The 21,418-nt window shown below is 41.6% G+C and carries 20 protein-coding genes; 8 read left to right on the forward strand and 12 right to left on the reverse strand.

Going from position 1 to position 21,418, the window contains the following annotated elements; all coding sequences use genetic code 11:
• Window positions 1-68: 68 nt before the first annotated feature.
• A complete protein-coding gene (gene yraA, locus NST22_RS13790) occupies window positions 69-578 on the forward strand; it encodes a cysteine protease YraA (RefSeq protein ID WP_003229836.1) in 510 nt (169 codons plus the stop codon).
• Between the two features lie 41 nt (window positions 579-619).
• On the opposite strand, the gene sacC is transcribed toward yraA, so the two are convergent.
• The 7 genes from sacC to levR all read right to left on the reverse strand — a co-directional run bounded on the left by sacC (window position 620) and on the right by levR (window position 8,409).
• Entirely contained in the window at window positions 620-2,629 is a 2,010-nt protein-coding gene (gene sacC / locus NST22_RS13795; RefSeq protein WP_223257627.1) for a levanase, read from the reverse strand.
• Window positions 2,562-2,729 (reverse strand): hypothetical protein, encoded by a 168-nt coding sequence (locus NST22_RS13800; RefSeq protein WP_119123072.1) that lies wholly within the window; start codon window positions 2,727-2,729, stop codon window positions 2,562-2,564. Before NST22_RS13800 ends, sacC begins: the two co-directional genes overlap by 68 nt.
• Window positions 2,730-2,809: 80 nt before the next feature.
• Complete coding sequence (gene levG / locus NST22_RS13805; RefSeq protein WP_003229834.1) at window positions 2,810-3,637, reverse strand: PTS fructose transporter subunit IID; 828 nt, start codon at window positions 3,635-3,637, stop codon at window positions 2,810-2,812.
• A gap of 20 nt (window positions 3,638-3,657) precedes the next feature.
• On the reverse strand, window positions 3,658-4,467 hold the full coding sequence (gene levF / locus NST22_RS13810) for a PTS fructose transporter subunit IIC (RefSeq protein WP_003229833.1): 810 nt from the start codon (window positions 4,465-4,467) through the stop codon (window positions 3,658-3,660).
• A gap of 16 nt (window positions 4,468-4,483) precedes the next feature.
• A complete protein-coding gene (gene levE, locus NST22_RS13815) occupies window positions 4,484-4,972 on the reverse strand; it encodes a PTS fructose transporter subunit IIB (RefSeq protein ID WP_004399158.1) in 489 nt (162 codons plus the stop codon).
• Window positions 4,972-5,412, reverse strand: coding sequence for a PTS fructose transporter subunit IIA (gene levD, locus NST22_RS13820; protein WP_003246144.1), 441 nt, complete (start codon window positions 5,410-5,412; stop codon window positions 4,972-4,974). The genes levE and levD overlap by 1 nt, the downstream gene beginning before the upstream one ends.
• Window positions 5,413-5,601: 189 nt before the next feature.
• Window positions 5,602-8,409 carry a transcriptional regulator LevR gene (levR, locus tag NST22_RS13825; protein WP_003229830.1) on the reverse strand — a complete coding sequence of 936 codons (2,808 nt, stop codon included), beginning with the start codon at window positions 8,407-8,409 and terminating at the stop codon, window positions 5,602-5,604.
• A gap of 546 nt (window positions 8,410-8,955) precedes the next feature.
• On the opposite strand from levR, the gene NST22_RS13830 reads away from it, so the two are divergent.
• Window positions 8,956-9,096: a hypothetical protein gene (locus NST22_RS13830; RefSeq protein ID WP_119123073.1), complete on the forward strand. Its 141-nt coding sequence runs from the start codon at window positions 8,956-8,958 to the stop codon at window positions 9,094-9,096.
• Window positions 9,097-9,134: 38 nt separating this feature from the next.
• Window positions 9,135-10,523 carry an amino acid permease gene (locus NST22_RS13835; RefSeq protein ID WP_010886581.1) on the forward strand — a complete coding sequence of 463 codons (1,389 nt, stop codon included), beginning with the start codon at window positions 9,135-9,137 and terminating at the stop codon, window positions 10,521-10,523.
• Window positions 10,524-10,618: 95 nt separating this feature from the next.
• Here the strand turns inward: NST22_RS13835 and NST22_RS13840 are convergent, their stop codons facing one another.
• Window positions 10,619-11,251 (reverse strand): LysE family transporter, encoded by a 633-nt coding sequence (locus NST22_RS13840; RefSeq protein WP_003229828.1) that lies wholly within the window; start codon window positions 11,249-11,251, stop codon window positions 10,619-10,621.
• A gap of 152 nt (window positions 11,252-11,403) precedes the next feature.
• Between NST22_RS13840 and NST22_RS13845 the strand changes: the two genes are divergently transcribed.
• The 5 genes from NST22_RS13845 (at window position 11,404) to NST22_RS13865 (ending at window position 16,223) form a co-directional block, all read left to right on the forward strand.
• Entirely contained in the window at window positions 11,404-12,231 is an 828-nt protein-coding gene (locus NST22_RS13845) for a TrmB family transcriptional regulator (RefSeq protein ID WP_004398526.1), read from the forward strand.
• A gap of 195 nt (window positions 12,232-12,426) precedes the next feature.
• Window positions 12,427-12,927, forward strand: a complete 501-nt coding sequence (gene sigV, locus NST22_RS13850) for an RNA polymerase sigma factor SigV (protein ID WP_004398891.1) — start codon at window positions 12,427-12,429, stop codon at window positions 12,925-12,927.
• A complete protein-coding gene (gene rsiV, locus NST22_RS13855; RefSeq protein ID WP_004398482.1) occupies window positions 12,927-13,784 on the forward strand; it encodes an anti-sigma-V factor RsiV in 858 nt (285 codons plus the stop codon). Before sigV ends, rsiV begins: the two co-directional genes overlap by 1 nt.
• A gap of 110 nt (window positions 13,785-13,894) precedes the next feature.
• Entirely contained in the window at window positions 13,895-15,799 is a 1,905-nt protein-coding gene (gene oatA / locus NST22_RS13860; RefSeq protein WP_004398729.1) for a peptidoglycan O-acetyltransferase OatA, read from the forward strand.
• Between the two features lie 133 nt (window positions 15,800-15,932).
• On the forward strand, window positions 15,933-16,223 hold the full coding sequence (locus NST22_RS13865) for a YrhK family protein (protein ID WP_004398584.1): 291 nt from the start codon (window positions 15,933-15,935) through the stop codon (window positions 16,221-16,223).
• A gap of 243 nt (window positions 16,224-16,466) precedes the next feature.
• Here the strand turns inward: NST22_RS13865 and cypB are convergent, their stop codons facing one another.
• From cypB to NST22_RS13885, 4 genes are all read right to left on the reverse strand, one after another.
• A complete protein-coding gene (gene cypB, locus NST22_RS13870) occupies window positions 16,467-19,631 on the reverse strand; it encodes a bifunctional cytochrome P450/NADPH--P450 reductase CypB (RefSeq protein ID WP_003246174.1) in 3,165 nt (1,054 codons plus the stop codon).
• A gap of 15 nt (window positions 19,632-19,646) precedes the next feature.
• On the reverse strand, window positions 19,647-20,231 hold the full coding sequence (fatR, locus tag NST22_RS13875; protein WP_009967878.1) for a transcriptional regulator FatR: 585 nt from the start codon (window positions 20,229-20,231) through the stop codon (window positions 19,647-19,649).
• Window positions 20,232-20,453: 222 nt separating this feature from the next.
• On the reverse strand, window positions 20,454-20,996 hold the full coding sequence (locus tag NST22_RS13880) for a class I SAM-dependent methyltransferase (protein WP_004398716.1): 543 nt from the start codon (window positions 20,994-20,996) through the stop codon (window positions 20,454-20,456).
• Between the two features lie 188 nt (window positions 20,997-21,184).
• Window positions 21,185-21,343, reverse strand: a complete 159-nt coding sequence (locus NST22_RS13885; protein ID WP_003229817.1) for a hypothetical protein — start codon at window positions 21,341-21,343, stop codon at window positions 21,185-21,187.
• Window positions 21,344-21,418 lie beyond the last annotated feature (75 nt).

A 21,418-nucleotide genomic window follows, 5' to 3' on the forward strand; every position in this document is an offset into this window, starting at 1 on the left:
CAAATATTTTGAAGGCCGGTCAATCTTCCTGTTATTCTATGAATAGAGAGTTATTAGGAGGGTTTTTTATGAGCAAAAAAATTGCAGTTCTTGTTACAGACCAATTCGAAGACATCGAATATACAAGTCCGGTAAAAGCATACGAAGAAGCTGGCTACAGTGTTGTGGCTATCGATTTGGAAGCCGGCAAAGAAGTTACCGGTAAGCATGGCGAGAAAGTAAAGATTGACAAAGCCATCTCTGATGTGGATGCAAGTGACTTTGATGCACTTTTAATTCCTGGGGGATTCTCTCCGGATTTGCTTCGTGCAGATGACCGTCCGGGTGAATTCGCAAAAGCATTTGTCGAAAACAAAAAACCTGTTTTCGCAATTTGCCACGGCCCGCAAGTACTGATTGATACGGATCTTCTAAAAGGCAAAGATATCACAGGCTACCGCAGCATCCGCAAAGATTTAATCAATGCCGGTGCAAACTACAAAGATGCAGAAGTAGTCGTCAGCCACAACATTGTCACAAGCAGAACACCTGATGATTTGGAAGCATTTAACCGCGAATCTTTAAACTTGTTAAAATAACAAGAAGGCACAGACTGTTCGGGTCTGTGCCTTTTTTAAAATTAAGACTCCTTCGTTACATTCTGAAAGACAGCAGTCGCGTCCCACACATTCAAGCCAAATTGGCCTTCTGAAAATACGGAATCATGTGCATCAATCACAAGACGATCATCTAAATAGATTTTAAAGCGATCGCCCTCGGCCTCTGTTTTCAGATGATACTTTTTATTAACGTCTATCGGTGTTTTGTATTCAGCAATGACAGAAGCAGCACCGTTCTCAAATTTAAAGAATTTCACTAGGTCATGCTTCGCATCCACATTGGCAAGGTAACCGTTTTTGGCATCTTTGTCAGAGCGAAACATTAGTGCTCCTGCCCCTCTTCCGTTTCCATCCTTAATGGTGATATCAGATTCATAAGTGAAGTCTGACCCGGATGCTGAAGACAAGATAAAGGAATCGCCGTCCGACCTCCCTTGTTTCCCCTCAATTGTGTCTGCCCACGTGCCATTTACAGTCGTCCAGCCAGTCATATTGGACATAAAAGGTGTCGTTCCCCATACCTTTTTTAAAGGGTGTATCGTTAAAGATTTTACCTTTACACCGCCATTTGCAGCATATAATTCAAGCCCTTTGCTTGATCGGTCTGGGAGAATAATATCCGTTATGACCTGCTTTCCGTCATTCCCAAATACTTCAACCGAGGAGCGGTCAACAAAAATGCGCAACTTAACCTTCCCATTTACCGGCTTCAACGGGGCTGTTTCTTTTCCGGTGTTAAAGGCCGGATTAAAGGTGTCGTTGCCTGACTCGCTCCGGTCAACGAACAATTTGGCGTTCCTTCGGTCATAGCCGACCTTCGTAAATTGATTTTCACCTGTTCGGACCTTAAAACCAAATTCAGCAGCTGAACCAGGGCTTACTTTAAATTCTGCATTTATTTCATAGGCATCTCCAGATTGCCCCGCTAACACATTATGACTTGCAGGCGATATGGTCAGATTCTTCCACTTCTTAGAGGTTCCGCGAATGGTTTCCAGCTCTTTCACCGGTGTTTGGACCACTCTAACCCCTTCGGTAAACGCTTTCAATTTTAACTCTCTTGGAATGGACGTTGCACTTCTCCATGGGGATGTCGGAACATCATTCGCATATTGCCAATTGCTCATCCACCCTAACCATAGCCGGCGGCTGTCTGTGGATGGAATATCAGACCAGGATACAGCCGCATAAAAGTCTCTGCCGTAATCCGTCCAGAGAACTTTGTTTGGCGGGTTTTCATTTTTAAAATGAGTTCCATCAAAGTCCCCTACAAAATATTGCATGCCTGATCCTCCCGAGACCGCTCCGTTTCCGACACTGACCTGCATGACCCATTTCTTTTGATTCGGATTGCCGTCTACCGGAAGCTCAAATAAATCCGGGCATTCCCATACTCCCCCGTGGCTTCCTTGATCCTGTCCAAATTCACTTGCATACGTCCACTGCTTCAGATTTTTTGATGTATAAATGAGGATTCGGTCACCGGCCGCAAGCACCATCACCCACTTTTTTTCTTTCTCATACCAAAAGACTTTTGGATCGCGAAAATCTTTTTTACCCGGGTTTGGAATGACAGGGTTGCCAGCGTACTTCGTCCATGTTCTTCCTTTGTCGTTGCTATAGGCAATACTTTGCACTTGATGGCCTTCCCGATCCTGTGTATAAATGGCCACAAGCGGCTTCTCTTTGCCTGTTTGAAAACCGCTTGTGTTATTTTTATCTACAACTGCGCTTCCAGAAAAGATCGTGCCTTTTTCATCCGGATACAGCGCAACAGGAAGGTGTTCCCATGTAACCAAATCTTTGCTGACGGCATGCCCCCAATGCATGGGCCCCCACTGAAGCCCGTATGGATGGTATTGATAGAACAAGTGATATTCCCCAGCATAATATACCATTCCGTTTGGGTCATTCATCCAGTTTGCCTCCGGTGTGAAGTGATATTGAGGACGGTAATCCTCATCATAGTAGCTTGAATCGGCTGCATCTGCCGAAAATGCCATAGTCAACAGCAGGGTGAACATGATCATGACTTGAATCAGTCTCTTTTTCATTTGTTCCTTCGCTCCTCTCTTCATGTTTGAACACTTTCAAAAGAGACTGCTGCGCAAGCTGGTCCGTTTCTGGCAATTCTCCTCTGTTTCACTGTTATCCGAATGATTTATATATGAAAAGACTGCTGCAGTTTCTCTCTCTTTCCTTCACACACCTTATGCTAAGAATCCAGCCCAATACCCGAGAATCCCGATGACAAAGATGCCGCAAATAATGAGAAGTGGATTCACCCCTTTGCGAAGCATCCATGCCACCAATAACGTTAATCCGAGAGGCAGCGCCCCCGGCATAATGCTATCTAGCACGTTTTGTACCGTTTGAACATCTACTTTTCCGCTTTCATCCTTAATCCTGGATACAACGATTGGAATGTTGATGGTGGTCCATTTGGACACGAGAGCCCCCATAACAAATAACCCGAGAATCGAAGCGCCCTCTGTAAGCTTTTGAATGCGATTCCCCGCTAAATCCTGAAGAATCTCCATTCCTTTCACATAGCCATACTTTAATCCGTAATATTTTGTGCTTAATCTTATGGCATTCAGCAAGAAAAAGAATAGCAAAGGACCGGCAATGTTTCCTCCTAAAGCAAGGGAGGCTCCTAGCGCAGCTAAGACAGGACGAATCGTTCCCCAAAAAATTGGATCGCCTACGCCCGCTATTGGTCCCATCAAACCGATTTTCATTCCGCTTATCGCTTTTCCGTCAATTCCTTTATTGTTCGCCATTTCTTCTTCCATGGCTGCCGTCACGCCAAATATAGGCGCTGTCAGCCACGGATGTGTATTAAACCATTCCAAATGCCGCTGTAAGGCTTCGTTTCTTTTCGCTCCGGGACCGTACAATTTTTTGATCGCCGGTATCATGACATAACAATATCCCATTGCCTGCACACGTTCGAAGTTAAAGGAACCGAGTAAAAAATTTGAACGAATAAACATGCTGAAAATTTCTTTCTTCGTTAATCGTTTTTCTTTCTCCATTTTTTCTTCCCCCTCATCGTTTAGGCATCAAGATCATCATCATCGTCATCATAAACAGCAACACTGCCACTGTCTGATGCGGCCGCGACTGCTCCGTGAGCGCTTTGTTTTTGCATCACCTGCTGGTATAAAAGCGCCAGACAGAGACCAAGGGCTCCAAATCCCACTAAGTTAAAATCGGTAAACGCCGCTAATAAGAAACCAATATAGAAAAATGGCTTTAAATAAGGAATATTCATCATATTGATCACCATGGCATACCCGACAACCACAATAATGCCTCCGCCTATTTGCAGTCCTTTTGTAATGACATCAGGAATATTTCCCAGGAACGCCTGAACAGCGCTGACACTAATTAAAGCAACAATCAATGTAGGAATCATGACGCGCAAAGCTTGAAACACCATCGCGGTAATATGCATAATTTCAATTCCTTTTATATTTCCCGCTTTTGCATATTGATCAGCGCGGTGGATGAAAAAGACAGTGATCGTCCGAACAAAAATCGTCAGCGCCTGACCCGCAGCTGCTAAAGCAACAGCGACAGCAATCCCTTCGCCAATTCCTTGATCAGCGGTAATAACTAAAATGGTTGAGATGACAGAGGCGATCGCTGTATCAGGTGCCATGGCAAGCCCGACGTTCATCCAGCCGAGCGCCATCAGCTCCAGTGTGCCTCCAAGAATAATTCCCGTTTTTAAGTCCCCGAGCACCAAGCCAACCAACGTACAGGCCACTAGCGGCCGGTGTGTCTGCCCTTCATCCAATACACTTGCGATTCCGGTGATTGCTGCAATGATTAACAACAAAATAATTTGTAATGAAGACATATTCTCATCCCCTTGATTATTTTGTTACGTTCCGTAAAATCTGTACAAAATCCTCACTGGCATCTGAAGGCAGCTGCCTCAATTCCAGTTTCACGCCCTTGTCACTTAATGTTTCAAATGCCTTTATATCTTGTTCTGTGACACTGACTGATTTTGTGATTTGCCTGCGATGATTTTCAAAACGCATTCCCCCGACGTTTACGGTTTTGATCGGTACACCTGCTTCTATAAGAGATACAATATCGGACGGATTTTCAAACAAGAGCATTGCCGTTACCCCTTCGTAGCGCGGACTATGAAATGCTTTTGCCATTTTAGAAACCGAGACGGCACTCGCCTTTACATTTGAAGGCGCAACAGAAAGGATCAGCGTTTTTCTCATTTCGTCCTGAGCAATATCGTCGGAGACAACGATGATTCGGTCGGCTGCATGGACTTTTATCCACCTTGTCAGGATTTGGCCGTGAATAAAGCGGTCATCAATTCTTGCTAACACAATGTTCATCATAATTCATCCTCTCTTGTATCTTGATTGGCTGTTTTTACTTTTTCTAAATGTTCACTGCACACTTGAAAGCTTTGCTGACTCATTGCTTTTAAGTTGTTCAGCAAATCTTTGAGAGCCAGATGTTCTCTCAGGCTTAATACCTCCAGCAGAATCGGCAGGTTTACGCCGGCAGCCATATCCATTCTTTGATCCTCAGCAATAAAGGAAGCTGCCGCGTTATATGGCGTCCCTCCAAAAATATCGACTAAAAAAAGCACTTCATGTTCTTCCGGGATATCCTTGAGCGCCTGATGATATTTTTCTTGCAGCGTTTGTATTCCTTCCCCTTTGAAAAACGGCACTGCAATCAGGTTATTTTCTTCACCGAATATCATCCCTGAAGACTCTTTTAATGCTATGGGAAAATCTCCATGACCGCTGATAATAACTGAAATCATATCTATTGCTCCTTTCCTGTTTTGTACATCCATATATAATGCAAGGATCGTGCCAACACAGTTGTGTTAAGCGTTTTCATTGTTATTTCAGCCAATAGCAATTTGTTGTTGAAACACTTAAAACGAAAAAAATAAACCTGTATTAAAATGGTGTTCCATTTAATACAGGTTCATATGAAAAAACTGTTTTTAAAACAGCTGGCCATGCACTTCTTCAGCAAATATGGCGGCTATAAATAATTTTTCATCATCACTTATGCGAAGTCCGAGCTTTTCTTCATAAGGGGCTAATGTTCGCTCTGTCACGTACACCATTTCCTTCAGCTGATCATTGATCTCTTCTTCCTCTGAGAAAGCGATCGGATTCTGCTTAATTACCCTTTCAAAGGCGAAAGCCGTGTGCATAATGACTTTGATCAAAACCGCATTATTGAAAATGACCCCCAGCTCATCCTGAACGGTTTGCAGCCACTCCAATAACATGTCGATCACATGGTGGGGATTCAAGAAGACAAGGTATTTTTTCAGGCTATCCTCGCAAAGCTCCCTGACAATAATATTTGCTTCGTTCAATCCATTGCTCAAGGAGATGCTTCCTTTTGTAATCGCCTGTTGAATCAGCTTCTCTCCCTCCCCTTCAATTAACACTTCTAAAGATACATGCGGAGCATTGATTTTAGGGTCTTTCGTTCCGACTGTCGCAAGGATTTCATACTCTTTTTCGATTTCTTTTATGCTGTTGGCCAGCTTAATCGATGATACGGTCAATATGTGAATGGGGGTATCGGAGGCCTTGTTTACGATCGTGGTTAGAATGTCTTCCAGCTTTTTGGCCGTTCCGCTACCCGTCGTGCAGATGGATACCAATGCCTTCTTTTTGCCGGATGCCGCTGGCTGACGCTCCCACAACTCGATAAAATCCTTCGTGACCGATTGATAGATCGCATGCAAATTTAAATTCAAATAGTTGACCTTTCTGACAGCATCCAGCACCATTGAAGTCGTAACATTGCTGATCGTTTTAATAGAAATGCCTGTCTTTTCCTCCAGCCTGCTTTCCAGCATTGCAAGCGACCCCATATCTACCAGCATTAAAACACCTTCACCTTCATCAACCTGTTTCATTTTTTCTGCTACGCATTCAAGAATGTCCGAAGGTGAAACAGTAAGCGGCATGTCAACTGCTGCAATCGGCGTACTCCCTAGCAGTTCTGTCGCGACTTCAACCATTGAACTCGCCGTGCTGTTTCCATGAGCTGCCACGATAATACCGACTCTTTTGTTCTCCTTTAACGATTTGATGGAATGAATTAACATCGTTAAGTAGATGACTTCTATTTCAGGAATAGCCACTTTAAAATATTCCTGAATTTTATCTTTAAAAATCATCGCCACCCGATATTCTTTCACATGGGTATCACGAATTTCATCTGTCTCCTGTGTATTCAAAACATCAATTTGCTTTCCTCGCTTTAAAAATGCGTCAATATGCATACTCAAGAAATAAATAAACTTACGGTCAAATGTGCAATCCAGCTCATGTTCAGCTATTTCTTTTAACTGTTTTGTCATTTGAATCACATCGTCTTCAACGAATGTCAGCAGGTTGTCTTTTTGAAAAGCTTGATGATGAAAAAAACTTCTGACATGCAAATGGACATCAGTCAAGATGTACTGGTTAATATCCTTTTTGGATAAACCTTCTTTCATAAGCGTTTTCACTTTTTCCTCAATCAAATGATATAAGTTAAATGAGAGGTCTTCGTCAATTTTTGTTGTTTCATCTTCTACAATCGGAGAGATAATCGTTGTAATATTGACATATTCAGAAATGGCTTTGCTTCTTTGCATGTTTTTGCTGCTGGACATCCATTCTTGCTTGATTTCATCAGGCAGATCGCGAACAGTCAGTTCAATAACTTCATTTCTGTCAAGGTTATGCAAAAATCCGTGTGCGCAAACTAACTGAACATTTGATTTCAGCTGTCCGACATTCCCAAATTTCGCAGAGTGAATAAGCGCATTATAGACATCGATATGCACACTCAGATTCTTCTTAATTCGCTCTGCTTCTTTCCCTAATAAAAACGTCGTCAGATCCACTCTTTCATTAAGCGATCGTTCTTCAAGCGAAGGAATATGAATGGTCATTGGGATTCTTCGCAAAAACGTTTTCAATAGTGCAGAACTCGGATTTTCTGTAGTCGCACAAATAAACAATACGTTCGATGTTCGTTTATGTTCAGATTCTCCAAGCCTGTTATAAGAACCGCTGTCAATAAAATAAAACAGCATTTCTTGTCCCTCGGGAGGGAGACGGTGGATTTCATCCATAAAAAGAATGCCCCCATTGGCCTGTTCGACTAAACCCGCCTTATCCTCGGCAGCACCTGTAAATGAACCTTTTTTGTGTCCGAATAATTGAGAAAGCAATAATTGAGGGTTGTTGTAGTAGTCTGCACAGTTAAATGTAATAAATGGTGCGCCGGCCTTCAATATGTCAGAGTAAATGGCAAACTGGTAAATTCGGTTCGCAAAAAGGGATTTACCGGAACCAGTCGGCCCTAGGAGGAGCATATGCAGACCGTTCGGCGGATAAAAGACAGCTGCTTTTGCCTGGGAGATCGCTTTCTTCAAACTCCCTTTTGCCCCTATCATAAGCTCTAGGGGATTCGTGGAAATGTGTTGATGATTTTGCTTTGAATTTCCGGAAAACGCCTGAAGGTCTTTCACTTCCATCATCTCTGTATCCCATTTCTTGTTGAATAATTTTTCTGCTATCTCGACTGGGATGTATCTTACAGGAAATGTTTTAATTTTGATGACCTTTTTGGACCGGACGAGATTGTTCAATTCAAAGCTGACATTGGACCGCTCCATTTTCAGCTGCTCGGCAATCTCCTTTGCTGAATTCCCTTGTATTTTTAAAAGATGATCTAAGGTTGAATCATGAAAATTATGCTTGAGCTGATGGTATATTTTATCTATTCTTCTCACGTCTATCATCCTTTGTCCTTATTAGATAAGCCATTAACAAGAATATTTCGAAACTTTATAGTCCGCGTTGAGATTTACACGTTTAAAAAGGTCTCTATAGCAGATTGACAAAGCTGGCTTTTATGCGTATATGTTTACATGTTGAATCATTTGCACCTCATATTAGTATGATAGATGCTCAGTTCTGGAGGGCCAGTCCCCTTCAAAAGTAATAATCAGTAAACAGTTTATCATTCTCGGGGAATGTAATGATGTCAAAATAATCAATGACAAAAAATGAATCTTATAGATCATGACAAATTACCCAAATATAACCCCTTAAGTTCGTTCACAACTAAAAAGACGGACACTCTATGTGACCGCCACAGTATTACAATTTGCAAAACTTCGTCATTTTTGCAATCCACATTGGAGGTTAAGGAATCTGTAAGCTTAAAAACTTTATCTCCGATCCTATCGATTTGATCCCCCTGCCGGCCTCAATCATAGTGGGTATGCAATTATACAAATCGTTACCGATTAAAACTAGCCTGTCAGATTGTCCAAATGACTTTCCTGTTTTACTCTGCTATTCAGGTAGAATCACGAGTGAAAAATAGAGCCACAAGACATGTAACAGCACTTAAAATAGTTTTAAAATTTAAAAATAAAAGTATCTATTCTTTTAAATGTTATAATATCCGATAAAACTTTACTCATCTTTTTATTACTGGAGGAAAATAAAATTGATAGGCAATTCTAGCAAAGACAATTTTGGCCAGCAACAGAAATTGTCTAGAGGCCTTAAAAACAGGCATATACAATTAATGGCGATTGGAGGTGCAATCGGTACAGGTTTATTTTTAGGTTCAGGTAAATCCATCCATTTTGCAGGACCATCCATTTTATTTGCTTACTTGATCACCGGCGTATTTTGCTTTTTCATTATGCGTTCGCTCGGAGAACTGCTCTTATCAAATGCGGGATACCACTCTTTTGTTGATTTTGTAAGGGACTATTTAGGAAACATGGCAGCATTTATCACTGGGTGGACCTACTGGTTCTGTTGGATTTCCCTCGCGATGGCTGATTTAACGGCGGTCGGCATTTATACGCAATATTGGCTTCCCGATGTGCCTCAATGGCTGCCGGGTCTTCTTGCGCTTATTATCCTGCTGATCATGAACCTTGCCACCGTTAAACTTTTCGGAGAATTAGAATTTTGGTTTGCATTGATCAAAGTCATTGCCATACTGGCTCTGATCGTAACTGGTATTCTCCTGATTGCGAAAGGTTTTTCCGCAGCTTCCGGCCCTGCCAGCCTCAACAACCTTTGGAGCCACGGCGGCATGTTCCCAAATGGATGGCATGGGTTTATCCTATCTTTCCAAATGGTCGTCTTCGCTTTCGTGGGTATTGAACTTGTTGGACTGACAGCAGGTGAAACAGAAAATCCCCAAAAAGTGATCCCTAAAGCCATCAATCAAATTCCTGTCCGGATTTTACTTTTTTATGTTGGCGCACTTTTCGTGATTATGTGTATCTATCCTTGGAATGTGTTGAATCCAAACGAAAGCCCATTTGTTCAGGTCTTCTCTGCAGTAGGCATCGTTGTGGCTGCCAGTTTGATCAATTTTGTTGTATTAACATCAGCCGCATCAGCTGCAAATAGCGCTTTATTCAGCACAAGCCGAATGGTCTATTCACTTGCAAAGGATCATCACGCACCTGGACTATTAAAGAAATTAACTTCTTCTAACGTGCCAAGCAATGCGCTGTTCTTTTCATCCATCGCCATTCTGATTGGCGTTAGTCTGAATTATTTAATGCCCGAGCAAGTCTTCACGCTGATTACAAGTGTTTCAACAATATGCTTCATTTTTATTTGGGGCATCACGGTGATTTGCCATTTGAAATATCGAAAAACAAGGCAGCATGAAGCGAAAGCAAACAAATTTAAAATGCCTTTTTACCCATTATCCAACTATTTAACACTTGCATTTCTCGCGTTCATTCTTGTCATATTGGCACTGGCGAATGATACACGTATTGCTTTGTTTGTCACCCCGGTCTGGTTTGTTTTATTGATTATTTTGTATAAGGTGCAAACCCGCAGAGGACATAAGGTGAAATAAAAAAAAGACAAGGGATACTCACTCCCTTGTCTTTTTATATGTGTCAAACACTAAATTAAACTTTGGTTTCAAATTTCATTCACTTCATTTAAGTGTTAACTCAAACCAGTTTTGATGCCGAAACCTACTAATATTATTCCGGTAATTTTTTGAAACACTTTCTGGAACTTCGAGTTTTTCATCCATTTTTTTGCGTAATCAATAATATAAACAAGAAACAGGAACCACAACACCGCTAATAAGGTTAGGATTGAAGCTAAAATGATGAGCTGCTGGTTTATATTTCCGTTCAAATTGATAAATTGGGGCATGATTGTAACATACACCAAAACAGTTTTAGGATTGAGAATGTTACTGAGTGATCCCTGCATAAAGGAAGTTTTATAATAACGTTTCGGAGAACTTGCCATATTTTTTGCTTGGGATTGCATGTCATCTAACGAAAACATACTTTTAGCAAAAAAACTTTTTACACCTAAATAAATTAAGTATGCCGCTCCCAAATATTTGATCGTTGTGAAAAGAATCACTGACTTTGCGATTACCACTGATAATCCTAAAATGGCAATCACCGTCCAAAAGGAAAGTCCTGTCGCCAATCCGAGAATGTTATAACGGCCGGCTTTCGGACCATACCTAAGCGTATTTTTCATCACAAGCATCGTATCTGCCCCCGGTATGATAACCATCATGGCAGCGATCGGTATGTATGCGAGTAAGCTGTGCATTGTTCTCTCCCCCTTTAAAAATCCCCTCAATCATATAGTGACTACAAAAGTAACTACTTATAAAAGTGTATCAATGCGTTTGGAATAAATCAATATGATTTGTTAAAATAGCGATTACTAAGGCAGCGATTGCTCTTTATATTGGAGGATATATGAAAGAAAATATGTTAGACATTTTAAAAAACCTCAATTTTACAGAATATGAATCGAAAGCGTATTTAGCATTATTGCAAGAATCACCTTTAACAGGCTATGCCGTTGCCAAAAAATCCGGAGTGCCCCGTTCTAAAATTTATGAAGTATTGGAAAGTCTTGTCATAAGGGGAGATGTTTTTGTCAGTCATGGAAATACGCCTCAGTATGTTCCAGTCCCCGCAAAAGAACTGATTAAAAACCGCCGGCTCAAAGCGGAAGAGCATTTTGATCAGGCTGAGAAATATTTTGAAAAGTTCGAGCAGACCGCAAATGACCGGGAAAACATCTGGAATATCACCGGCCGCAGTGAAATTCTTGAAAAGGTGAAGGCTTGTATCTTATCTGCCAAAAAAAGAATCCTCTTAGAAATATGGAAAGAGGATTTTAAGGAGATAGAAGCAGAGCTCAAACAGGCGGCAGAACAAGGCGTTATTGTCACCATTATTGCGTACGGAGACATCGTATCTGATTTTGCCAATGTTTACCTTCATGATATGAGCAGTGAAATTACAGAAGAGTATGACGGACGGTGGCTTGTCTATAGCGGAGATGATTCAGAAGTAGTAGCGGGCATTGTCTCACTTGGCAACGACAGCCGTGCTGCATGGACGATGCATGTAGGGTTAGTCATGCCTATTACTGAAGTGATCATTCATGATCTGTACCTCATGGAAATTCTGAAAAAGCATAGAGAGCTTTTAGAAGAGAGCTTCGGGAAAAATCTCATCCAGTTGCGCCGTAAATTTTCTATTCACTCAGATTTCAAAAAACATTATTTGGAATAATGTTTGTCATCTCTTACCCCAAAAACAAGGCTTGTACAAAACAAGCCTTGTTTTTTTATGCATAAACCCCCCATGCTGATTTACTTCTCTCTTTTAAAAAATGTGATTCTGCGCAAACTATTTTTCAGCCTGCCGCGTCTATCCTAGGTAACAGCCTACGATATACGTATATTCAAAAAGGAGCCCTTTATTGCAATGAAGAAAAAACAAACAACAAAAGCGTTGCTTGTCACATGCATAACTGACCATAAGCAAGATTTCTACAGGTTGGCTTTCAGTTATGTGAAAAATCAAGATGACGCATTAGATATTGTTCAGGAATCTATAAAAAAAGCGCTGAGCTCAGTTGAAACGGTCAGGAACCCTGAGACGATAAAAAGCTGGTTTTATAAAATTTTAGTACGGACAGCCATTGACTTTTTGCGCAAACAAAAAAAGATAAGAGTGATGGACGACGAAACGATAGAATTTTTAAGCAAAGGAAAGGAAGACCATTACAAGGATACTGATCTCCATGAAGCGCTTGACGAATTGCCGTACCGCTATAAAACCATTATTATTTTACGTTTTTTTGAAGACCTCAAATTAGAAGAAATTGCGGAAATTACAGGAGAAAACACGAATACCGTCAAAACGCGCCTATACAGAGCATTGAAGCTGATGCGCATTCAGTTGACGAAGGAGGATCTTTCTTAATGGATAAGAGATTACAGCAATTAAGAGAAGAATATAAAAATGTTCAGATTCCTAAAGAATTGGATATCATTGTTGAAAAAGCCCTTCAGCAAGAACCAAAAAAGAAAAGAATCGTTATGTGGCCGACATCAGCAGCAATCGCTGCAGCTATTTTATTCACTGCGCTTGTTAATATCAACCCGGACGCCGCTCAGGCTATGTCAAAGATCCCTGTCATCGGCAAAATCGTCAAAGCGATCACCTTTATTGAAATCAAAGAGGAAAAAGACCAATCAAGCATTGATGTCAAAACACCTGCTTTGTCCGGGCTTTCTAATAAAGAGCTTGAAAACAGCATTAACGAGAAATACTTGAAAGAAAGCCAGCAGCTGTATAAAGAGTTTATACAGTCCACATCCAAAAACAAAAAAGGGCATCTCAGCATCTACAGTGATTACGAGACGGTCACAGACACGCCAGATTTACTCTCTATCCGGCGCAATATTGAAACAACACAAGCATCTTCCTACACACAAAGCCGTTATATTACAATTGACAAAAAGAATGATATTTTACTTACATTAAAAAGCTTATTCAAAGATGAGCGCTATATCAAAGTCATCAGTCAAAACATCAAAGAACAAATGAAACAGCAAATGAAGGAAGATCCAAATAAAATATATTGGCTCACTGACGAAGATGCAGAACCGTTCAAAACGATTCTTCCTGATCAGACGTTTTACATTACTGAAGACCATAAACTTGTGATCTCATTTGACGAATATGAAGTCGCCCCCGGCTATATGGGCGTTACAGAGTTTACAATTCCAACCGGCGTCATTTCAAACTTGCTCGTGGGAGAACGTTATATTCGATAAAATAAAAACATCCATCTAAGATTATGGATGTTTTCTCTCTTCTCTATTCGAGGTCGTAACCCCGCTATCAAAAACAACGAGAATATTTGCATACTATTGGAGGAATACCCATGTATCACAAGACACAGCATCATCGATACATTCCTGGACTTGATGGCCTTCGGGCTTTCGCCGTCCTGTCAGTTATCACTTATCACCTAAATTTCAATTGGGCTAACGGTGGTTTTATCGGGGTTGATATCTTTTTTGTTTTATCCGGATATTTGATTACATCTATTCTATTACCGGCATATGGAAATGATATCAATCTTGATTTTCGGGATTTTTGGGTGCGCCGCATTCGGCGGCTTCTCCCGGCAGCGTACCTTATGATCTTTTCCACTGTTGTGTGGGTCGTATTGTTTGATCGAGAACTATTGCACACTGTACGTGGAGATGCGATCTCTTCTCTCTTTTATATGAGCAATTGGTGGTTTATTTTTCACAAGCTATCATATTTTGATAGTTTCGGTTCCCCATCACCTCTAAAAAACCTTTGGTCGCTGGCGATTGAAGAACAATTTTATATCATATGGCCGATGTTTTTAGTTGTTGGAATGTACATAATGAAAAGCCGCGCCAGATTGGCTGCGGTGATATCATTGCTTGTGCTTTGTTCAGCCGTGATGATGAGCGTACTGTATGAACCTGGCGGAGATCCGAGCCGCGTTTACTATGGCACAGACACTCGTTCGTTTGAACTTCTCATCGGATGTGCCTTGGCTTTGGTATGGCCGATGAAAAGGCTGTCTTCCAACAGGCTGCCAAGCAAACTGAAGCACACTTTGCACGCCACTGAATTTTTGGCATTTTGTATTTTAGTGTTGTGTGTCTATTTCACAGATGAATACGAGCCTTTTCTTTACAGAGGCGGAATGCTATTCATTAGCGTGACTGCCGCAATCCTTATTGCATGTGTTTGCCATCCGAGCAGCTTTTTAGGCAATCTGCTTTCATGGAGGCCGCTTCGGTGGCTTGGAACGAGGTCTTACGGAATTTATCTTTGGCACTACCCTGTTATTGTGTTAAGCACGCCAGTTCAAGAAATCGGAAACCCTGTTTTTTGGCATATCGTGCTAAAGGTCATTGTGACATGTATACTTGCCGAGCTCTCCTACCATTTTATTGAGAAGCCGATACGGACACAGGGATTTAGGTCATTTTCCCGCCGTGTTTTTATACATAGAATCAAGGAATGGAAAACGACATCTGTCATCAGCAAAATGTCAATTGGTTTCATTATTTTCGCTATACTTATTTTTGCAGGCGGGCTGTCAGGGCTAGCCGGCGAGCAAAAGCACCCTACCAAATGGACCTATAGCTCACAAGAAACAAATGCTGACACCAGCCAGGCTTCTGGGGATAAAAAGAACGCTGCAGCAGATAAAAAACACAATCCTGAACAAAAGACAACAGATTCCAATCAGGGTCAAAAGGAAAACAAAGATAGTGGGCAAGAGACTCATAAAAAGAAAGACACGCAATCCCAACAGTTGAAAAAACCAGCAGACACTGCGAAAGAAGTTTTAGCTATAGGAGATTCCGTCATGCTTGATATTTCTTCACACCTGCGTCAGTCATTTTCAAATGTGACGATTGATGGAAAGGTAGGGAGACAAATGTCTCAAGCTTTGGAACTCGCAAGGGAATACAAGTCTTTTAATCAGCCGAACAAGGCTGTCATCATTGAGCTTGGAACCAATGGCTATTTTACAAACAGCCAAATCGAACAACTGCTTCAATCTTTCTCAAAAGCTCATATTTATCTTGTCAATACACGGGTTCCCCGCCAATGGGAAAGCAAGGTAAATGAATCTTTGCAGCAACAGGCCCACGCACATCAAAATGTTACGTTAGTTGACTGGCATACAGAAGCTCTTCAGCATCCGGAATATTTTACCCCTGATGGTGTTCACTTGGTTCCTAAAGGGGCAAAAACTTTGACTGCTCTTATTGTTCAGGCGATGAAATCGTAAAAAAGAGATCCTATACAGATCACTTTTTTACTTTAGTTTCTGATCGTTGATTATGTCTTCTTTCAGCAAGGCAGCCCTTATGTTTACATGCCGTTTACGTAAGGGTAAGCCAAAATTGAATGGAGGGATGATAATGAAAGGAAATGAAGAACATGACATCCAAAAAGAGTTGAAACGATATGAGCTTTTTTTCAAAAAACGATATAAGGTTCTTTATACAGTAAACGATTTTATCATCGGTGCTATGTTTCTCGTTGGAAGTTTTTTCTTTTTTTATGACCGGTTAATGTCGGCAGGGATATGGCTGTTTGCGATCGGAAGTTTGCTGCTGTTAATCAGGCCGACCATTCGGCTGATTCATGACTTTCATTACCGTAAGCATGTGGAACAGCAATTCAAGCATCAATCTTCAACAGATGACTGATCTTAAGGAATAAGAAAGAACAAAATGCCAAAAGCCTGAGTCGAAAATCAAAAACAAGACTTTCAGACTATTTATTTTTAAAAACAAGGTAAAAAGAACTAAACTTTTGCCTCTGCATGCCGATATGAATAATAAGGCCGGCGCGATACTCCCTATAACATCCTTTTCAGTAGATTTCATTATCGTGCCGGTTTTCTCATATGCAAAGCAATCCCGCCAATCAGATTGGCGGGATTTTATATTTTACATTCCTGTCCAAACGTCTTTCACATAACGTCTTTGATCTTGCAGCTTTTGCAGCCATACAGCTGATTCTTCCTGACTTGCTGCTTTTTCAGCTTCATATGCCAATCGCAAAGTTCTCTCTACATCAGGAGCCATTTGCGATCCATCACCGCATACGTAAATATGAGCCCCTTTTTCAATGAGTGTCATCAATTTCTGCGTATCTTGCTTGAGCAAGTGCTGGACATATCCTTTTGGTTCGTTTTCGACGCGCGAGTAGCATCGGCGGATTGTGACCAAACCGTCCTGTTCCGCTTGATCCAGCTCTTCTCTGTAAAGGTCGTCATGGTCCGGGCGGCGGCAGCCGAAGTATAAAAGTGCTTCACCAAGGGTGCTTCCTTCCTTCTTCAAAACCGATCTTGCCTGAATAAAGCCTCTGAATGGCGCAATTCCTGTGCCCGGCCCGACCATAATCATAGGCGTTTCAGGATCATTCGGCATCTGAAATCCGGACTGCGGCGTACGAATGAAGCAAGCTGCTGCATCACCTGTATTCAATTCTGCTAAATAATTAGAGGCGACACCCCGGTATTCACCTCGGCCGCTCCATGCTGAGGCTTTCACAACTCCTACCGTCATGCTCACGATATTTGCATGAACTTTCGGTGAGCTTGAAATGGAATAGTATCTCGGTTTTAGTGATGGCAAAAGTGCTAAAAACCGTTCAAACGGCATTTCGCAAGCAGGATAATCCTCTAAAAAATCAAGCATGGTAAGACGTTTTGCAAGTACCTGCTCTTTGTAAATGCCATCATCTGAAACGAGCTGTTCCAGCTCTTTTTGATGCGGCGGACAAACTGTATAAGAGGCCAGCTCCCGAAGCTGAAGCCTTGATGCCGGTTCCTGCAGCTCTACATAGGACGACAATAAATCCACTACTTTGATTGGCCGATCCATCGGCAGATGAGCCATATGAGCGCTTCCGCTTACTTTTATCACATGATTGGACTGCAAACCGAATCGGCTGAGAACCCGCTGAACAAGCTCCCTGCTGTTCTTTGGCAGGATTCCGATATGATCGCCTTCTTTATATGTTTTACCAGCCGGAATTTCCAATTCAATATGGCGGGTTGAACGCGTGCTGGCAGCTGTCTGGAGTTCTCGATTCTCTAACACAATCCCTTCAAACGCGCCATATGCTTTAGCAACCGGCGTTTCCGTCGCTTCACTGAGAAAAGTAATCGATAATGAAGGCCTGTCTTCTTTCTGGGCTATTTCGTTAATATCAAATGCGTCCATCGTTTCCTTCCAGAAGCGGTTTTCCCAAGACTCGCGGTGGCTTTCAAAATCATCGGCGGCGTCACCTTCCCCAATCGCTGTTAAACGCGATGCCCCCTTTGCTTTCATCATGTCATCAATCAGGCGGGGAATCCGCTGATACGTGCTGGCCCAGCTCCGGTTTCCGCAGCCGAATACCGCATAGGAAACACCTTTCAATTGGCCTTCCTCAAGCTCTTTCAGCCACTCTACAAATCCGGCAGCATTATCAGGCGGCGCCCCATTATAAGAAGCCGTTACAATGACGACTGCCCCTTCTTCAGGGAGCTTGCCGATATAATCATCAAGCGGAGCCGTTTCAGCTGTAAAGCCCATCTGGCGGCCTTGAGCAGCCAGTTCACCGGCTATTCCCTCAGCTGTCCCAAGATTTGAACCAAAAAGAACAAGTAAAGGTGTGCCGTGTTTAGGTTTGGTTTCTTTTGGCTTTGTTTCTGCTTTGATGTCTGCCTGTTCTTTTCTCTGTACATTGATTGCCGCTGTTTTTCGCGGTTTCACAGTAATTTTAAAATCATCCGGCTTGATCGTTAATGCTTCTTTGATTTTTAGTTCGTAGCCAGTATGGTTTATCAATTCAAAATGCTTTAATACAAGACCGAGAACCATTGTCGCTTCTTGAAGAGCAAACTGCATGCCAATACAAGCGCGCTGTCCGTTTCCAAACGGCTTATACGCATGGTGAGGGATACTTGAAGGATCCTCAAACCGTTCCGGACGGAAATCTTCCGCATCCGGTCCCCAAGCGTTTTGATCCCGGTGCAGTTTTGGAATTAAAACAGTGACTGGCTGCCCTTTGCTGATCGGATATTCCCCGCCTAGAACAGTATCCTCCTTCGCATATAGAGAAAAAGCCGGAGCTGTTGGATACAGTCTGAGGGTTTCATTTAAAACCATCCGAATGTATTTGAGCTGCTGGATTTGTTTATATTCAGGCGTGTCATCCGTTAACACGCGATCCGCTTCCTCCTGAGCTTTTTTCAGTTTTTCCGGATGTGTAAGCAGACAATAAATCGCAAAGGATAGCAACCCGCTTGTTGTCTCATGTCCAGCAATTAAAAATGTGATGATTTGGTATCGAATGTTTTCGTCATCCAGCGTTTCACCCGTTACTGGATCTTTGGCATAAAGCATGAGAGACAAGAGATCCTTAATGTTTTCATCCGGATTCGCCTTTCGCTCCGCTATCATTCTATCAACCAGGGAGTTCATGACTTCTATATCCTTTTGGAACTGCAGCTTCGTTTTCACCATCATTTTATCTTGCAGGCCCAGTCTTTTCGATTGATTCATCGCCTCTTTTAAGGCACGGAGCATACTGGTGATAAACGGATGCTGTGAATCACGGTAAAAGCTGTTGAATCGATAGTTAAACCCGCATAACCCAATCGTATCAAGCGTCAGACGTGTCATATCGTCCGCTACATCAATTTCTTCATTAGGGTTTAACCGGCTCCACTTTTGAATCAGCTGGGTTGCGATATCCAGCATCATAGAATGATAGCCTTTCATCGCTTTTTGACTAAAACTCGGCAGCAAAATGCGGTGGGCTTTTTGCCAGTTCGGTTCGTGCGTCCAGCTTGTAAATAAGCCATCTCCCCCGAACTCACGCACCTTTTGCAAGCCTTTGCCAAGGTTCTTGTCAAAGCGTTTTTCATCACACACTTCAGCCACAAGATTGTGGCCGGACACAAAAACACTGGATACTCCCGGAAAATCAAAACGGAAAATCGGTCCCAATTCATCAGCTATCCGCCATAAGGATTGAGAAAGCTGTTCTTTTTCCAGATGCGGAAGATTTTTTAAAGGTCCGTATGTTTTGGGCTGAGGTATTGCGCTTGCCTGTTTCATTAACATCTCCCTTTCCTATTTTTGTGATGAATGAAGCTTAATGGCGTCCCAGCAGCATTGTTCCAATTCAGTAATTAAATCAGTGTCCATCTCTATATCACCTGTTTGAACGAGCTGATATATCTTGAGAAACGCCCCTAATACAATCGCAATTAACACATTAGAGGGCAGGCTGCGAATCACGCCTTCCGCTTTTCCCTTATTAAAATAGTCATCAAGCATTTGAGTCAGATTTTCTATCATTTTTTTGCTTGTATGATTTAAGTAATGAGCGTCTTTTTTGGTTTCAAGAAAAAAAAGCGCATAGTCGCTCTCTTTCGTAAACTGAACGAGACAGCAAAATACGTGGTGAAAGCCTTCTCTGACAGGCAATTCTGAAACGTCTTGCTTCAGTTTTTCCGTAAATCGCTGGATGCTTTCTTGAAACAGTACGTTAACGAGTGTTTCTTTGCTGTCAAAATAACGATAGATCGTTCCTGTCCCTACATGAGCACGTTCAGCTATCATAGGAATAGTGGTAGCGTCAAAACCCCTTTCCGTAAAAAGTGAGACTGACGCTTTCATAATCATGTCGTATTTACTGCTGGATGCGGATATCATGTAATCTGACAACCTCCGATTCGTTTACGGAATGAATATTCATTCCTTTTGTTCACAAAGAATGTCTGCCCTGTCTGATATCACCTCTTTGTTCTTTCTTCTGTTATAAGTTTATATGAAAAAAACTTTTTTTAATATAAAGTATATGCAAAAAATAAAAAATTAAGAAAATATACCCAAATCCTAATACGAGGATCTTGGATATATTTCCCGAGAAATTTTTTATTTAACAGCCACAATACATAGACAGGAAGCACGCCTGATAACAGAAAGATCCCTGAAATGCTGGTCTTTCAGCAGTTGAATATACGTTTTCTCTTTTTCACCGGTATTTGTGTCAATACTGATATAAAACCGGCCGTCAATTTGAAGCACCCTGTAAATTTCTCTTAATGCAAGCCTAATATCGGTGCAGCTTTGAACCGTATGTAAAGAAAAGACTTTATTAAAGGTACGGTCATCAAAGGGAATGTCCTCTGGATAGCCATGAAAAACCTCCCCGTTCCCCATGTTCTTTCGATTCGCACGTGATATCTGTCTTACCTTTCGTTTTGAAGGATCAATGCTTTTTAGGCTACCCTTTTTTAGTTTCTTGGTTATGCTTTTAAAGACAGTGCCGTTTCCAATTCCAATTTCTAAAATTCTGTCATTTTCTTGTATATCTATAGAGTCAATCATCATATGCTCAATTGTTTTGGTTAGCTTATATTTCCGAGAAAATAATTTCCAAAAATCCGATCGTTTATAGAGTCTATTTTCTAGCATTTTAAACACCTGCTTTTGGTTTCCTATGTTTATTTATTATCTTAAAAAAATAAACATCATCTTCATTTCTAAAAGTGAAGGAAGGTACCAACTAGACGGCAATGTATTGAAAAATGTTTCAATAGAACTAAACTTTTTCATTTTTTTCCGAAAAAAAAGCAGAAAACATAATGTTTTCTGCCCTCTTTCTAATGCCAATGATAAGGGAATACATACAGCCTTTGCTGCTGCATTGCCATCAGCCTCTGCTGTCGGAATGGATTTCCATAACCATGTTTGAAGGAATGCGGCATGGACGCATAACCATGGCCAATCGACGGCAGTCTTTTTTGATAATCGTTCATCATGCCATCACCTGCCTCACAATAACGTTGATTTACTATATGCAGGCGCGCATTTTCTTGACAGCTATTTCGCTAAAC

Source organism: Bacillus sp. PS237 (genome assembly GCF_037963345.1).
In the GTDB taxonomy this organism is placed as follows: Bacteria; Bacillota; Bacilli; order Bacillales; family Bacillaceae; genus Bacillus; species Bacillus subtilis.

What these genes read in the sequence shown, in the direction of transcription:
- yraA (WP_003229836.1), top strand. Translation starts at nt 69, where the DNA reads ATGAGCAAAAAAATTGCAGTTCTTGTTACAGACCAATTCGAAGACATC.
- sacC (WP_223257627.1), bottom strand. Translation starts at nt 2,629, where the DNA reads ATGATCATGTTCACCCTGCTGTTGACTATGGCATTTTCGGCAGATGCA.
- levG (WP_003229834.1), bottom strand. Translation starts at nt 3,637, where the DNA reads ATGGAGAAAGAAAAACGATTAACGAAGAAAGAAATTTTCAGCATGTTT.
- levF (WP_003229833.1), bottom strand. Translation starts at nt 4,467, where the DNA reads ATGTCTTCATTACAAATTATTTTGTTGTTAATCATTGCAGCAATCACC.
- levE (WP_004399158.1), bottom strand. Translation starts at nt 4,972, where the DNA reads ATGAACATTGTGTTAGCAAGAATTGATGACCGCTTTATTCACGGCCAA.
- levD (WP_003246144.1), bottom strand. Translation starts at nt 5,412, where the DNA reads ATGATTTCAGTTATTATCAGCGGTCATGGAGATTTTCCCATAGCATTA.
- NST22_RS13830 (WP_119123073.1), top strand. Translation starts at nt 8,956, where the DNA reads ATGACTTTCCTGTTTTACTCTGCTATTCAGGTAGAATCACGAGTGAAA.
- NST22_RS13840 (WP_003229828.1), bottom strand. Translation starts at nt 11,251, where the DNA reads ATGCACAGCTTACTCGCATACATACCGATCGCTGCCATGATGGTTATC.
- NST22_RS13845 (WP_004398526.1), top strand. Translation starts at nt 11,404, where the DNA reads ATGAAAGAAAATATGTTAGACATTTTAAAAAACCTCAATTTTACAGAA.
- sigV (WP_004398891.1), top strand. Translation starts at nt 12,427, where the DNA reads ATGAAGAAAAAACAAACAACAAAAGCGTTGCTTGTCACATGCATAACT.
- rsiV (WP_004398482.1), top strand. Translation starts at nt 12,927, where the DNA reads ATGGATAAGAGATTACAGCAATTAAGAGAAGAATATAAAAATGTTCAG.
- oatA (WP_004398729.1), top strand. Translation starts at nt 13,895, where the DNA reads ATGTATCACAAGACACAGCATCATCGATACATTCCTGGACTTGATGGC.
- NST22_RS13865 (WP_004398584.1), top strand. Translation starts at nt 15,933, where the DNA reads ATGAAAGGAAATGAAGAACATGACATCCAAAAAGAGTTGAAACGATAT.
- cypB (WP_003246174.1), bottom strand. Translation starts at nt 19,631, where the DNA reads ATGAAACAGGCAAGCGCAATACCTCAGCCCAAAACATACGGACCTTTA.
- fatR (WP_009967878.1), bottom strand. Translation starts at nt 20,231, where the DNA reads ATGATATCCGCATCCAGCAGTAAATACGACATGATTATGAAAGCGTCA.
- NST22_RS13880 (WP_004398716.1), bottom strand. Translation starts at nt 20,996, where the DNA reads ATGCTAGAAAATAGACTCTATAAACGATCGGATTTTTGGAAATTATTT.
- NST22_RS13885 (WP_003229817.1), bottom strand. Translation starts at nt 21,343, where the DNA reads ATGATGAACGATTATCAAAAAAGACTGCCGTCGATTGGCCATGGTTAT.